Source organism: Maridesulfovibrio frigidus DSM 17176 (assembly GCF_000711735.1).
Classification (GTDB): Bacteria; Desulfobacterota; Desulfovibrionia; order Desulfovibrionales; family Desulfovibrionaceae; genus Maridesulfovibrio; species Maridesulfovibrio frigidus.
On record NZ_JONL01000001.1, the window covers coordinates 872,277 to 887,176 of the forward strand.

Genomic DNA, 14,900 nt, shown 5'->3' on the forward strand with positions numbered 1-14,900 from the left:
ACATATCTATAAATTTAGCTAGAATAAAATTATCAAAATATTTCTATTTAAGGGAAGGGATTATTATGAACTGGACAATTAAGAGAAAAATGACAGCAATGGGCGCAATCGTTGTACTGGCCTTGAGTGTACTGGCCATCATCAACATTTTCGGATTTAAGTCTGTTGAAAAATCAAGTGATATGCAGAACTTAAGAAGCAATCAATTTGAGTTAGCGCAAGACATGAAATTTGCGCAAGCTGAATTGTTACTTGCCGCAATGGATTCCATCGTAGATAAAGATGAGGGAAAAATTGCAAACGAGTTAACGGAAATAATCAATCGTACATCTAAATTCTTGACTGATAATTCCGAAGGAATAGTTCAGGCAGCGGATACTGATGCCGAAAGAAGATCGGCCCAGCAAATTAAAACAGGTGTCCAGGGCTTGATCAATGCAATTAAAGTTGATCTGACTAAACTAATCAATGAAAGCGCCATCAGAAGCTCACAGATTGAAAATGATTTTGCAGAGATTGACAACGTACTCGATACAAATGGAAATAAACTTCAAAATAAACTTCAAAAACTTCAAGACAATCTAGAATCCCGTGACGATAAAGAAGGCGTGCTCATTTCAATGAAGATGAAGCTTTCCTTAACTGAGCTTCTTCTAGCCGCAATGGACTCCATTATTGACAAGAATGAAGGGAAAGTTAGTTCAGAGCGCATGCAGATTGTAGATGAAAACATTCAAGATCTCCGTAAATTTAGCAACCAACTTTCAGCACATACCACCACTCGGACTGAAGCAGCTCTTGTTCCCGAAATCAACAATGCCATTGACGGTCTTGCACTAGGGATCCAAGTCAATCTGGTTACTCTGATTGAAGAAGGTGCTCGTGAACAAGTAAAAATTGCTGAAAAATTTGAAGCAATAGATGACTCACTTGATTCAAACGGTGCAATAGTAAGCGAACAGCTAGACATATTCACAGAATCCATCCGCGAAGAAGTTGTTGAAGCTTCTGCCGGTCAAAATGAAGCCATTAGCTCTGCCTTATGGACCTCACTTGTTGTCTTTTTCGTCTCTATTTGTATCATTATTCCTGCTTTTATTTCCTTCGCAAGAAACATTATCGTCCCTCTTATTAAAGGAGTTTCCTTCGCAAGAACTGTTGCAGAAGGCAACCTGAATACTTCTATAGAAGTAGACTCCACTGATGAGATTGGAGATCTGGCAAGAGCTCTTACCGAGATGAACATACGTTTGCGTGAAGTTGTCGGTGAGATACAGTTTGCGTCAGGCAATGTGGCCACAGGTAGTGAAGAACTTTCCTCAACTTCAGGAGCGCTATCACAAGGCTCAACCGAGCAGGCTGCATCAGTGGAAGAAGTTTCTTCATCCATGGAGCAAATGGCTGCAAACATCAGACAGAATGCAGACAACGCAAGACAAACTGAGACAATTGCACAAAAGGCATCTGCCGATGCTCAAGAAGGCGGTACTGCAGTAGCTCAGACAGTTGGAGCTATGAAGGAAATTGCCGAAAAAATATCCATCATTGAAGAAATAGCCCGCCAGACAAATCTACTTGCTTTGAACGCGGCAATTGAAGCTGCACGAGCCGGCGAGCATGGAAAAGGATTTGCAGTTGTAGCTGCCGAAGTTCGCAAACTTGCAGAACGAAGCGGAGCTGCTGCTGGAGAAATCAGCGAACTGTCATCAACCAGTGTAGATGTTGCAGAACAAGCCGGTAATATGCTGAACCAGTTAGTTCCAGATATTCAGAAGACCGCTGAACTAGTTCAGGAAATAAACGCATCTTGTAACGAACAGGATTCTGGAGCTACTCAAATCAACAGCGCTATCCAGCAACTTGATTCCGTGGTTCAGCAAAACGCTGCTGCAGCTGAAGAGATGTCTTCCACTTCAGAAGAATTATCCGGTCAGGCAGATCACCTGCAGAAGACCATTTCATTCTTTAATGTCGATGGCGGAGGCAGGCAATATACCCCAGCCAGGGTAGCTCAAAGAACACCACCAAGAGCTTTACCTACACCAAGAACTGCACCAGCACCAAGAACTGCACCAGCAAACCCGAAACCTCAAGCAAATAAAGGTTCAGGGGTCGCTTTAGACATGAACTCTCATGACGATAACGACTTTGAGTTGTTCTAGGCCAATAAGTATCATAATCAATATAAACCCCGTACAGCCATTATGGTTGTACGGGGTTTATTTATTACAATTCTCCGCTTTCGAAAATATATCTATAAAAAAAGACCTGGAAGAATAATTCTTCCAGGTCTTTTCATTGCAGGCAAAAGCTAAACAAAGAGAAAAAGCTCTCTTTCAAGGCCTTACTCTATATACTTATCAACTTATTTTAAAAAATCCAGTAATGCTTCTTTGCCTAAGCGGTTAACAGTTCCACTAGGGCGCTCACGTTTCCTACCACTTTCACGGTAAAAACCAAGAGACTTATCAATCATATCTAAGGCTTCATCTTCAGTAACATTCTTGCCAAGCTGTACTCCAACTCCGGCATTTCTAGTGGCAGCTCCGCCAAAGTATACGTCCCACCCCTTGGGTCCGCCAACAAGGCCGACATCGCGAACAAAGCTAAGTCCACAAGCCATTTTACAACCCGAGACACCGCTTTTAACTTTATAAGGGTAAGGCCCGTTCTTTTTAACCAACTCCAGCACTTTATCTGCAATTGCGCGGGTTTCCTGCTTACCGTAAATGCAGATGCCTGCCCCCGTACATACAGAGATGCCTGGAGGAGCCTTTTGAACGGCCACACCGAGACTTGCAACGACATCATCCAGCTTGTCCTCAGGGATGCCCTCGAGATTCATACGCTGCCCTGTCGTCGCTCTAAGTGAGGTCAGGTTGAACGCCGCCATGGTCTCAGTAATATTTTTAAGCATACCGATTGTAAGCTGCCCCTGATTTACACATAAACGCAATGCATAGATTCCGTTTTTGCGCTTAACTGGCAAAACCGAAAGAGATTCAGAAATAATATTATCCATTAAAAACTCCTAATTAATGTATTTAGCCAAATTTGAATTAACTCATAGCAGAGGGATCTGCAATAGCGTGGTAGAACGCTACGACCCTACGGAAAATTGAACATGTTGAGAGCTTAAAAGACAGGTACGAAATAAAGAAATACGATATAATAAAAATCCGCTATGCGTTAACATCCAACTCTGATACTAAAAACTTTTTCAATATATCAAACTCTTCATATACCTTTTTCAAGGCATTAGCAGTTTCCGGACTTTCTTCTTTAGCAACTGTTTCAAGCGTGGTTGCCGCAATAGCTAGAGGATCCGCGCACAGATTAGCAGCTCCGCCGCGAATAGCATGGGCTGCCCGAGACACATTTAATAATTCACCATTTTTCATGGCTGTATCCATTTCAATAAACTGTCGAGCGGCAACTCCTAAAAAGGAATTCACAATCTCAAGCAAAAATTCTTGGTCATTTTCAAACTCATATAAAGCCTTCTCTATATCAATAGGAGGGGTAGAAAGATCACAATTCTGTTCAACAGGATCCGTCCATTTTTTAACAACTTCTATCAATTCAGATCTACGGATTGGCTTAGCAATACAGTCGTTCATTCCAGCTGCAAAACATTTATCAATGTGGCTTTGTGCGTTGTGGGCACTTAAGGCAACAATAGGAACCTGCTCTAAATTAGCATTTTTTTCCAATTTGCGAATGTGTTTGGTGGCCTCATAACCATCCATAATTGGCATATGAATATCCATGAGAATCAAATCATAATTTCCCGACTCAAACCTTCGAATAACCTTAGCTCCATCGCCTGCAACATCCACAGTAATACCATACTTGTTCAAATGCCTACAAACCAACATACTATTCGGCTCATAATCTTCAGCAAGCAAAACCTTTAAACTGCAATCGCTACTGAAAACATTTTCATCAACTCTTTTTTCTATCTGAATGTTTCCGTTTGAACACAATATTCCAGCAACTTTCCCAAGCAAGCCAGGTAGTGACACGGGTTTAACGATAGATGCAGCAGAGCCAAGTTTGTGAGTTCCTACTGTCAACTGACCAAGTGACTGCATCAAAACAGTGGGGATATCCAGTTTGGAAACTCCCTGCCCCCCATCCCATGGGATGGCTACATCGGATTTTGAAACTAGCTCTGCATCTGCAAGAACTATATCAAAAACCCCAGCATCTGGATCTTCCAACAAAACAGCAGCATCACGAACAGACTCAACAACCTCAGTGGCAACACCAGCGAAGTTCAAATATTCAACAAGCATTTTACTTGTAGCGGACTGAGAGTTTACAATAAGAGCCCTGAAACTCCGTGCGCGCAGCATTGCAATTTCATCAAACTCTTTGATTTCAAGCTGCTCTTTTAACACAATCGAAACATAGAAAGTTGTCCCTGTTCCTTCCTTACTTTCGACGCTGATCGCCCCATTCATATTCTCAGCAAGCTTCTTAGCAATTGTGAGCCCAAGCCCTGTTCCACCAAACTCGCGGGTAGTAGACGCATCGGCCTGCGTAAAACTTTCAAAGATAGTTTCCTGCTTTGAAGCAGGAATCCCGACACCGGTATCCTTAACTTCAATATCCAGTTTCATAAATCCATCCGGGGCATATCCTGTGCTCACTTTGACGAGAACGGACCCTTCGGACGTAAATTTAATAGCATTGGAAACCAAGTTAGTAATAATCTGGCGAATGCAAAGAGGATCACCAACAAGATGAGTTCGAATATCAGGAGAGACGTGAGTAACAAGCTCAACACCTTTTTCTGAAGCGGCAAGAGCCATGCTGAATCCCAGCCTTTCAACTAGATTTCGAATATCAAAAGGAATTTCTTCAAAATCCATTTTACCGGCTTCGAGCTTGGAAAAATCTAAAATACTATTGACCAGTCCCAGCAGGATACTGGCTTCATTATTAATAATACCGGCAAATTGTCTTTGTTCAGAATTCAGAGGAGATTCGAGGAGCAAATCATTCATACCAATAATACCATTGATAGGAGTTCTGACCTCATGACTCATGTTTGCGAGGATTATATCTTTTGTCTGATTTGCTGCTTCCGCAAGAAGCTTTTCCCGCTTAAGCCTTTCTGCTCTCTTCCGATCAGTAATATCAACAAAACTCTCAAGTAGGAGCTTTCTACCATTAATCTCAAACGGAGTGACGCTCTTCAATACATTAACTTTACGTCCAGAAGCCCTCAACAAAATACGTTCGGTGTTATCTAATATTACACCGCAATCAGTAACCGGACACTGCCCTTTCTTTTGCTGACATACAAAGCCCTGACATCTGCGACCAATAATGTCCTCCTTCGAGGCTCCAATGATCATAGCTCCGGCCGTATTAACATCAACTATGGTGTGATCTTTCCAATCAATAATTGCAATCCCAGTCTGAACTGTCTCAAAAATAGCATCAAGTCTAGCTTCATTTTCTCTGAGAACCTTGGCGCCTCTACGCTGGGAAATTTGCATATCACGGAAAGCTTTATTCAGAACTCCGAACTCATCAATTCTGGAATAGTCAAGGACAGGAATACTCTTATCTCCCTTAGAAATAGCAGATGAAGCCCTAATTAAATCATCTACAGGGACAAGCATATCACGGATAATTCTTCTGGATTGAAATAGAAAAAATCCAGCAAGTGATGCAATCACAATAATAATAGCTATAAAAATAGACATATGTGCCTTAATAGCGCCAGCTCGCGGACTATATATGGAAAAAGTAATTATACTGTCCCCTACAGTAATTTTTTCAGTACGAACCATATAGTAATTACCGCCAATCTCCTGCTCCCTCGACCTCGGATGATCCGGAACAGTCAGCTCTTCCGGATAAAGAGCACCTTTTTCAATCAAGTTTGAGTCTATGAGCTCACCATCGAACCATAGTGCAAATATCCCACCAGTTACCCACTGCAATGAATCAATAAAATCGCTTTCGGAAAGATTGTAACAGCCAACTACAGACCCTAAATAATGACCACTCTCAACCTTCTTTTGATAACAAAGAAAAACTCCTTCGGAAGTGCGATATACGAAAAGGTTCTTTTTAGCACGGTTAATCAACTCAATTTTTGCATCCCCAGAGGAAACTATCAATTTTCCTTTGTTATTAAAGACGGATAGATTTGAAAGTTCGAAACTCTCAGCCTGAGATACAATATGTTTTTGAAGCTGAGGAATAATTTCCAGTTCGAGATCGGCTCGCAGTGTATTATCAAGTGATATATTATTGACTGTACGCTTTAGCTCGTCTGCGCGATTATCCAAAAGAAGAATGGCCATGGAGACATTGGATTCAAGCATCTCCATGTGATTCTCCCGAAACTCCTCAGCAATTAACCCGCTCCCAATTGTTCCGGCTGTAAGCAACGGCAGTAAAATTGCGGCCACAACCAACAGTATAAGCCTAGTTCTGAACGAAGCGGATAGTTTTTTAATTGCAGAAATATCAATATTCATTTTATACATATCAAGCTCTTATTTATAAACATAATCAAAATCATCCAGAAGCGAGCAAAAACGGTAATCACCAATTAGTATGTACGCTTAATATTAAAAAAAATTATTTATTCAAGAGTATCTTCAATGGGCATTAAGCCAGCATCTTTAACATTTAAAATCTCACGGACTTTTCTCCGATCAGTACTCTCATAGCTTTAAAATCAGCGACTACTCCGCTCAAAACACCTATCTTAGCGAAGAAAGAATCAAGAGCCATTTCCGGCTTGTTGCCATTTGCTTATAGTACTCTTAAAAATTGCGCTAACGGTATACGTCTGCAACAATAAATACTGCGGTGTCACCTGAAAGACTTGGAATTGCATTCATAACCCGTACAGACTGCTCTAGATAAAGATTTTCATAAACGCCTGTAATATTTTTACATAGAAGCTCGCGGATTTTAACAAAGGGCAATATCTTATCGCAATCTTACAGTTGACCATTAAATCCCTAAAAACTACGGAAATAGAACAGGTAATTCATATACACCCCGACCATAAAAAATATCGATTCAGTAACTAGAATAAACGCAAACGGCGATTACATTTGCTACCCATAATCGTTATAACCAGACAATGCAAACCAATTAATACATTGTAGAAACTAAGGATAGCTACACGCACTGCATCGACCGAACCCATTTTCATGAGCACCTTCTCATACATACATTCAAGAATTTATCACAGACTGTGAATTGCACAAATCTTAAAAACACGACAATACTCTAAATGTAAACAACCATAAAAAAACAGGCACGCCTCCCTGCTATTAAACAAAGAATCATGCCTGTTTAAGATATCTATAACTTTTAAGCAGCTTCTTATTCGCTACTCTTATTTTAGTTCATAGTAAGTAGGATATTCCTATATTGTCGGTTCTTTTATTCGAAAGAATCGGCAGTCACTACGGATTCACATATTAAAGAGGAACCTAAACATCATAAATTAGAATCTTTCAAATTCATCATTATCGTCTGAATTAATGCTCATAATAATACCGGCTCCAGAGGAAGGAGCTGGTTGAGATGGGGCTCTGGAAACATTTGGTAAAGACTTAGGAGCAGAACGAGTCACAGCCTGCCTCGGTGTACCGAGCCTTGCACCTGAATTACGCAATCTGAAAAAAGCCATGGTCTGCTCAAGTTGCTCACTTTGCATAGCCAACTCTTCACTGGTTGAAGCCATTTCTTCAGAAGCAGAGGCATTCTGTTGAATAATTGAGTCAAGCTGAGTAATTGCACGACTAATCTGCTCTGCGCCAGAGTTCTGTTCCGCACTTGCGGATGATATTTCCTGTACAAGTTCAGCGGTCTTCTGAATATTGGGAACCAATGTTTCCAGCATGGATCCAGCTTTTTCTGCAACATCAACGGTTGAAGTCGAAAGTTCACTTATCTCTCCCGCAGCCTGACCACTACGCTCTGCCAACTTACGAACTTCTGCGGCAACAACGGCAAATCCCTTGCCATGTTCACCAGCACGGGCAGCTTCAATTGCGGCATTAAGAGCAAGGAGATTTGTCTGGCGGGCTATCTCTTCGATAATAGATATTTTTTCTGCAATATTTTTCATAGCAGTAACGGCTTCATTAACAGCTACACCACTTTCTGAAGCATCCGATGCAGACTGTGTTGCCAGACCTTCAGTGGCCAGCGCGTTCTGTGAGTTCTGTTGAATATTAGATGCCATCTCTTCGATGGATGCTGAAACTTCTTCTATTGCGGCGGCCTGTTCAGTCGCACCTGAAGATAGACTCTGTGCAGCTACAGAAAGTTCATTACTACCAGCAGCGACATTGGCAGATCCTTCACGGACATCTGAAACGACTTGCGTTAGTTGAACGGCCATATTCTTCATATTTTCATATACGCCGAACGCAACATTAGCGAACTTGATATCCAGATTACCATCTGAAATATCCCCAGCAATCTGAGCTATTTCAGAAGGGTCTTCACCAAGCTGTCTATGTGTGGTTCTGATAATAAAGGCAGCTGTGCCAATTCCAAAAATAAGAGCAAGCACACTGATTGATACTGCCAGCATAATTGCACGATCATTCGTAGCCTGCAACTGAGAACCAATAACATTCTGATCAGCCATAACAGACAACTTTATATCCTCAACAGCCTTAGCTACTTCCGGACCTATCTCCCTAAGATTTTCATTTGCTATTTTGTTTCTATTTGAAACAACCTTCACAACAGAAGTAAACGCCAGAGTATAGCCCCTCTCCAGCTCTTGAACCTCGCCAAGAAGCTTACGAAGCTCTGGATTCTGAAGAGTCTTATCAAGATCGGCGAACTTTTCACTCAGAGCCTCGATTTCCTTAAGAAATAAGGCGGAGTCGTCCAAAGAGTTACCATCGAGAAACTTGACTACATAAAGACGAGCCAAAAGTAGATTTCGCATTGCCACACTGCTTAAATATGCGGCATTCATATCTCCGTCTCGACGAGCTGTATCCAAAATACGAGTTAAGTCACGCTCCATCTGGGGACCGTTAACATTCAAGACATCATTTACAAGCTTGTTGCGCTTAACCCAGGCTTGCCTAACTTCATCAAAATACAAACCATAACGCTTAATCAAGGCATCCGTCTGATTAACAAGCTTTGCTCTTTCGGGCTTTTGAATCTCAGACTGAGCCGTCCCCATAAAATCCTTCATCTTGTCAAAAGAAATATTGAATTGCTTCAAATCTGCATCACTACCAGATGCAATAAAGTTCACAACGCTCATGCGCATCATAAGCATATTAGCCTGAAGGCGTCCGGTGAGATTAGTGACTCTTGCAAGTCCACGATATTTTGAAAAACCCTCATTAGAATTTTCAAGAGCCCAATAAGACGAGCACGAAAGAATTAGCAATAGAGCTAAGACCAAACCGAAACCAAGTGACAACTTAGAAGAAAGTTTCATTATACGCTCCCGCGTGAAATCAATTAACAACTAAACAATCTATCTCTCAAATAGAGGTAGTCCTGAACCATTATCTTGACTATAACATCAACGACTATGTATGTGTTGATACACGCGGGGTTTCGCATACGATTCAACCTTTGTAAATACAAAAAAAAAAGTTTATAGGGTGCTTATGGAAAAATTTGGAAACTACATCAGATCAAAGAGAGCGGCCCTGCAAGAAAATGATAAATCGTTCTCCCAGCGACAGGTAAGCCTCCGCATTGGGATAGAACCATCATACCTAAGCAAAATTGAAAGATGCCTACCAGTTGCATTATCAGAAGAAAAAACTATTGCACTAGCTGAAGTCTTAGGTGAAGATTCTGACTACCTCTTAGCTCTTGGCGGTAAAATATCCCGCGATGTACAGGACATCATAAAAAAGCGCCCAATGCTTTTTTCAAGGCTAGTGCGAGAATTGAAAGATCTACCAGATGAAGCAATTGAAGCCAGTCAGGAATTCAATCAAGTCCAGGAAAAGCTTTCCCAATTACACGATTTAGCTTCAATAGGAGCCTTCCAGTTCAGCGCAGACCAAGATAGCTCACATTGGACAAGACAAGTCACGTCCATACTAAGGATACCAAACGACTCTCCCCCAAATTTCTATTCCCTTTTGATTGCCCTTGCTCCTGAAGAACAAAAGACAATTAAGCAAGTCACTGACAAAGCTCTTAAAAATAATACTCACTTCCATTGCGAGCTCAAACTCGGAAAACATACAGATAAGCCAGTCTACATTCTTATGTGGGGTTATTTTGAAAAAGATGACAAAGGGGAGCGCTCTGCAACATTTGGCGTAATTCAAGATATTACAGAAATTGTACAGCTCAGAAATGAAATCCAATCTGCCAAAAATTCGCTGGAAATAAACTATAATGAGCAGGGTATTGAGCTATCGACCGCTATTGAAAAGCTTAAATCTGAAATATCCTCGAGAAAAAAACTCGAAGACAAATTAAAAAACATCAATATAGAAATCACTCAGCAGGCTAACATTCAAACAGAATTTTTTGAGAATAGAGCATATAGCCTGAGATCGCTGATGACTCGCTTTATTGCTGAGCAATCTGAAAAAAACAACGATCATTCTTCATCCCTCAAACTCAAGAGAATCTCATCTAAAATAAATGATATGGGTGATTTTTTCACATGGAAGAAAGGACTGAAAGTTGAAGAAATAGCCTTCAACCTGCATGAAGCTTTAGAAGGCGTAGTCCAAGAATTTGAATCTGATTTTTCGCAAAACGATCTTAATGTTTCTTTCACAAAATCTCCAGACCTGCCCACTTTCATAAAATCTGACAAACTCCGTATTGAGCAGATTTGCACAGCATTGCTCGAATTGTTTATAACCAATACACCTTGGGGATATGTACAATTTTCAGCAGCAGCAGGAGGAGCGGACCAGGGCACCCTAGTGCTAGCTATAACATCAGCCTCTAAGAACAAAACCCTCGGTGAAAACACTTTTTATCCGAAGACTTTGGATCAGGACACTCCATACCAATCAAACCCAACTCAGCTGGTCGGGCCAATGGTCGAAGCAATGAGCGGACAAATCCAATTCGAAAATCCCTCCGGCATGGGAAGCTTGGTCAACATCCAAATCCCCATGAAATCTTGCGAACCAATAAGCAATGAGCAAGCTATAACATCAACGGAGAAGCACGCTCTCATCGTTGAAGATGACAAGCACAGCCAGCTTTATATCGCTAAAGTTCTTGAAAGTCAGGGGTACGAAGTCGTTAGGACAGAAAATGGAGAACAAGCTTTAAAGGAAGCCGAGCGAGATCAGTTCAGCATAATACTGCTTGATATACAGCTTCCCGACATGACTGGAATTCAAATAGCTAAAGAGATCAGAAAAGATGAGCAATCTCCAAATTCAGGAGTACCCATTATCGCAGTTTCAGCACATGCTACTCAGGAAGACAGAGGTAAATATTTCGCAGCTGGAATAAATGGATTTGTTTCGAAACCTTTCGAGATTAAAACCTTAATGGACGAGATAAAAAAATTCGTTAGGTAATAGCAATACCCTGCCCTTCCCCTAGTTACTCCAAGGAAGCGGTAGAGGGAAATTCATATCGTCAGAATAGTCGTAACCATCAAATTGGACAGAAAACCACTCAAAAAAGTCTTCATCTGTAAAAATACGGCGACCGGTTTCAACTTTATCCCAAGCTTCATTTTCACAAGCTGAAGCTTCATTTTCACAAGCTGAAGCTTCATTTTCACAAGCTGAAGCTTCATCCGCGCTCTTGCCCATTACTGCAAAAATATCCGCGGGACACAAATAAGCAATATTTCCTTGAACGAAATACCTTATTACAAATTCGCCATATTTAACCTGCTTCAAAGACAAATCACTCATAAAAGACCTCATGAATCAAAAGTTCCTGTTTAATTAAGCGAAGCCTACGGATGCTATCTCAAACATAAGATTTAAACACCGAACAGCCTACAATGCTTTCTGCAAATTCCACTTAAATCAAAACAAAACAGCATGCAATCCTTTACCCTGCGTACAAAGTAAACTGTGCCTTAAAAGCCTACGAACTACCATTCTCAATTAGAAACAGGCCAGCCTTCGTCAGCGAAGACTGGCCCGCATAATTATCTGTTTTCGCTTTCAATCTCTTGAATTATCGACTGGAGGCGTTGAGCCTGAGAGGCTAAGTCCATCACAGCTTCGGAGGATTGGCGCATCGCATCACTTGTTTCTGTCGAGATATTATTGATCTCATCTATAGCGCGATTAATTTCCTCAGAAGTTGCAGACTGCTCTTCACAGGCAGTGGCAATGCCTCTTATCTGATCTGAAACATTGTCTGTCAAAGACTGAATTTCAGTCAGTGACTTCCCGGCATCGGTCGCCATTTCAGCTACTGAGCCAACTTCTTTTACGGTATCCAGACACCTGGCCATGCTATTGCGGCTACCATTTTGAATTCCTGAAATAGCGTCTTCCACCTCTTTCGTCGCCGTCATGGTTTTTTCAGCCAGCTTGCGAACCTCATCGGCCACAACTGCAAAACCTCGTCCAGCCTCACCAGCGCGAGCGGCTTCAATAGCGGCGTTAAGCGCTAGCAAGTTAGTTTGATCGGCAATATCAGAAATAACGTCAATAATCTCACCAATCTTTTCTGCACTGTGACCGAGCTGTACCATTTCATTTTGAAGGTTTTCAGAATGTTTTTGCACAGTTCCAATTCCACCGATCATAGTGTCGACAATATTTGCACCGGAGGTAGCGGTTGCTTTGGCATCGTTTGCAGTGCCAGAAGCCTGCCCAGAGCTTTCTGCAACTTCAAGCACAGATGCGGTCATCTGTTCCATGGCTGTTGCAGTTTCACTTGTCCGCTGAGCCTGAATATCCGACCCAGTAGATGACTGCTCTACCTGAGCAGACAATTCCTCTGATGCTGTTGAAATAATTGAGACAACCCCTTCAAGTTCACTTGCAGCCTGTAGCATGCCTTCACGTTTAGCTATTTCAGCCGCAGCTCTGGCTTCCTCAGCTTCCGCCATGGCCTGTTTGGCTTTTTCAGTTTCTTCGGCGGCAAGATGAGTCTGTTCCTGAGCGTGCCCTATTTTTTCCTTAAGAGTTGCCACCATTCGATTTAAGGCTTCTGCAAGAACCCCAACTTCATCTTTAGTTTTTACAACAAGCTCACGGTCTAGATCTCCATCTGCGACAGATGAAGCAAATTCAGTGGTAAGAACGATTGGCTTAGATAAAGATTTCGCTATCAGCCAAGCAGCAATAATCATAAGCGGGATAATAACCAAAATAACAAGTAGAGAAGATGTCGAAACCTTGGATTGAGCCTGCAATATAGTTTCAACAGGCATGCCTATGAACCACATACCAAGATTATTTCCAGACAATCCCTTTATTGGCCAATAAGCTGTCTGATATTCAATCCCTAGGATATTGTTACGAGCCAGGAATGTAGAACTTTTATCAAGTACCGTTGCAATGACTTCAGGATTAGTCATTTTAGTACCAATTGCTCTCTTACCGGACTTAACGATTGTTGTCATAGCACGTGTTTCATCTTTGAAAACAGTGATTTCTAAACCAGTGAACTCTCTAATATCGTCCACGAAAGAATCTTTTTCAAGAGAATTACCGAAAGAAATAGTTCCAATTAAGTTATTACCGGATCGAATAGGGGATGTTGAGCGTATTGAAAAAGGAATTTCTGTCCCCTCAACTACACCAGATTTACTCTGACGACCAAGAGCCGCCTGCACTGTCGGCTGAGAATTTATGTTGTCGCCATATTTATCGGAATGTCCACGAGCAAGAACTCTACCAGATGAGTCAGTTATAGTAAGCAAGTCAAATTCAGTTTCAGCTAAAATAGAATCTACAATGGGCTTTATGAGGGAATAATCTTGAGACTGAACGGCTTCAATCAAACCACTGTCTCTAGCCGCTAATTTTGATTCTTCATAAGACTCATGTTCGAGCATCTCAATATGGTTATCAAAAACTTTTTTTAAGGTTGTAATGCTATTACGTGATTCATTAGCAAACCCTTCAGTCATATAGTGATCAACTGTAAAGAAAATTGATGCAGCGGTTACTATAACCATACTGACAGCCATCAGCACTATTTTATTTAAAATACTAAATCTCATATACAACTTACCTCTTACTAATCCAGTGCCGGTTTATCAACTCTCTAATTGTAGGGCCGCTAGGATTAACTGTTAAATTTATTCATAAATGATCTGCTAAAAAAAATCGGCACAATTATTATGGGGATAATTTCGATACAAAATTAAGATCAAACCCGTCAATTATTACCCCTGCTTATCTAAATCAACATTCCCTATCAAAGCAGTCTATAAATACTAATTAACTATATTCGGCAAACAACCTGATTATAATTTCACTCTTGAACAAAAAAAGAGGCAGATCAATTAATGACTGCCTCTAAATAATAGTAAAGAACTCAATACAATACAGCATTACTGCAACAATACCCGCTTCAGAATCTTTTAGGAACGAGTCAAATTACAATTCCAACGCTTCCCATTCCTTGATCTTAAAGCCCATAAGAACATAATCTTCACCCACAAGAAGAGGACGTTTAATGAGCATTCCATCACTCGCTATCAGGCCGAAAAGATCATCTTCAGACATACCATCTATAGTATCTTTTAGGCCGAGTTCTTTGTATTTTTTGCCATTAGTGTTCACAAACTTCTTTTTATCAACACCCGCAATCTGTTGCCACTCAAGCAACTCTTCTTTTGTCGGAGTCTCTTTTACGATATTACGAACAACGAAATCTACACCTTTTTCTTCCAGCCAAGCCTTGGCTTTGCGGGCACTTGTTCAGCTGGGGTAATGTACAAAAATCATAATTAGATC

At 41.1% G+C, this 14,900-nt stretch carries 8 protein-coding genes and 1 pseudogene; 2 read left to right on the plus strand and 7 right to left on the minus strand.

Going from position 1 to position 14,900, the window contains the following annotated elements; translation table 11 throughout:
• The first annotated feature begins 65 nt into the window (after positions 1-65).
• Positions 66-2,162 (plus strand): methyl-accepting chemotaxis protein, encoded by a 2,097-nt coding sequence (locus tag BR06_RS20065; RefSeq protein WP_235727658.1) that lies wholly within the window; start codon positions 66-68, stop codon positions 2,160-2,162.
• Positions 2,163-2,365: 203 nt separating this feature from the next.
• Here BR06_RS20065 and BR06_RS0104055 read toward each other — a convergent pair whose 3' ends face one another.
• The 4 genes from BR06_RS0104055 to BR06_RS0104065 all read right to left on the minus strand — a co-directional run bounded on the left by BR06_RS0104055 (position 2,366) and on the right by BR06_RS0104065 (position 9,463).
• Complete coding sequence (locus BR06_RS0104055; RefSeq protein ID WP_031480382.1) at positions 2,366-3,022, minus strand: nitrite/sulfite reductase domain-containing protein; 657 nt, start codon at positions 3,020-3,022, stop codon at positions 2,366-2,368.
• 160 nt (positions 3,023-3,182) lie between these two features.
• Entirely contained in the window at positions 3,183-6,512 is a 3,330-nt protein-coding gene (locus BR06_RS0104060) for a hybrid sensor histidine kinase/response regulator (protein WP_031480384.1), read from the minus strand.
• 294 nt (positions 6,513-6,806) lie between these two features.
• Complete coding sequence (locus BR06_RS20275; RefSeq protein ID WP_156952644.1) at positions 6,807-6,959, minus strand: hypothetical protein; 153 nt, start codon at positions 6,957-6,959, stop codon at positions 6,807-6,809.
• Positions 6,960-7,489: 530 nt separating this feature from the next.
• Positions 7,490-9,463 (minus strand): methyl-accepting chemotaxis protein, encoded by a 1,974-nt coding sequence (locus BR06_RS0104065; RefSeq protein WP_031480386.1) that lies wholly within the window; start codon positions 9,461-9,463, stop codon positions 7,490-7,492.
• A gap of 175 nt (positions 9,464-9,638) precedes the next feature.
• Between BR06_RS0104065 and BR06_RS20470 the strand changes: the two genes are divergently transcribed.
• Positions 9,639-11,540, plus strand: a complete 1,902-nt coding sequence (locus BR06_RS20470; protein WP_169738216.1) for a response regulator — start codon at positions 9,639-9,641, stop codon at positions 11,538-11,540.
• 21 nt (positions 11,541-11,561) lie between these two features.
• On the opposite strand, the gene BR06_RS0104075 is transcribed toward BR06_RS20470, so the two are convergent.
• From BR06_RS0104075 to BR06_RS19155, 3 genes and pseudogenes are all read right to left on the minus strand, one after another.
• Positions 11,562-11,885 carry a hypothetical protein gene (locus BR06_RS0104075; RefSeq protein ID WP_031480390.1) on the minus strand — a complete coding sequence of 108 codons (324 nt, stop codon included), beginning with the start codon at positions 11,883-11,885 and terminating at the stop codon, positions 11,562-11,564.
• Between the two features lie 242 nt (positions 11,886-12,127).
• Positions 12,128-14,161 (minus strand): methyl-accepting chemotaxis protein, encoded by a 2,034-nt coding sequence (locus tag BR06_RS0104080; protein ID WP_031480392.1) that lies wholly within the window; start codon positions 14,159-14,161, stop codon positions 12,128-12,130.
• Between the two features lie 379 nt (positions 14,162-14,540).
• A pseudogene (locus BR06_RS19155) lies at positions 14,541-14,852 on the minus strand (Spx/MgsR family RNA polymerase-binding regulatory protein); the annotation flags it as partial.
• Between the last annotated feature and the right edge of the window lie 48 nt (positions 14,853-14,900).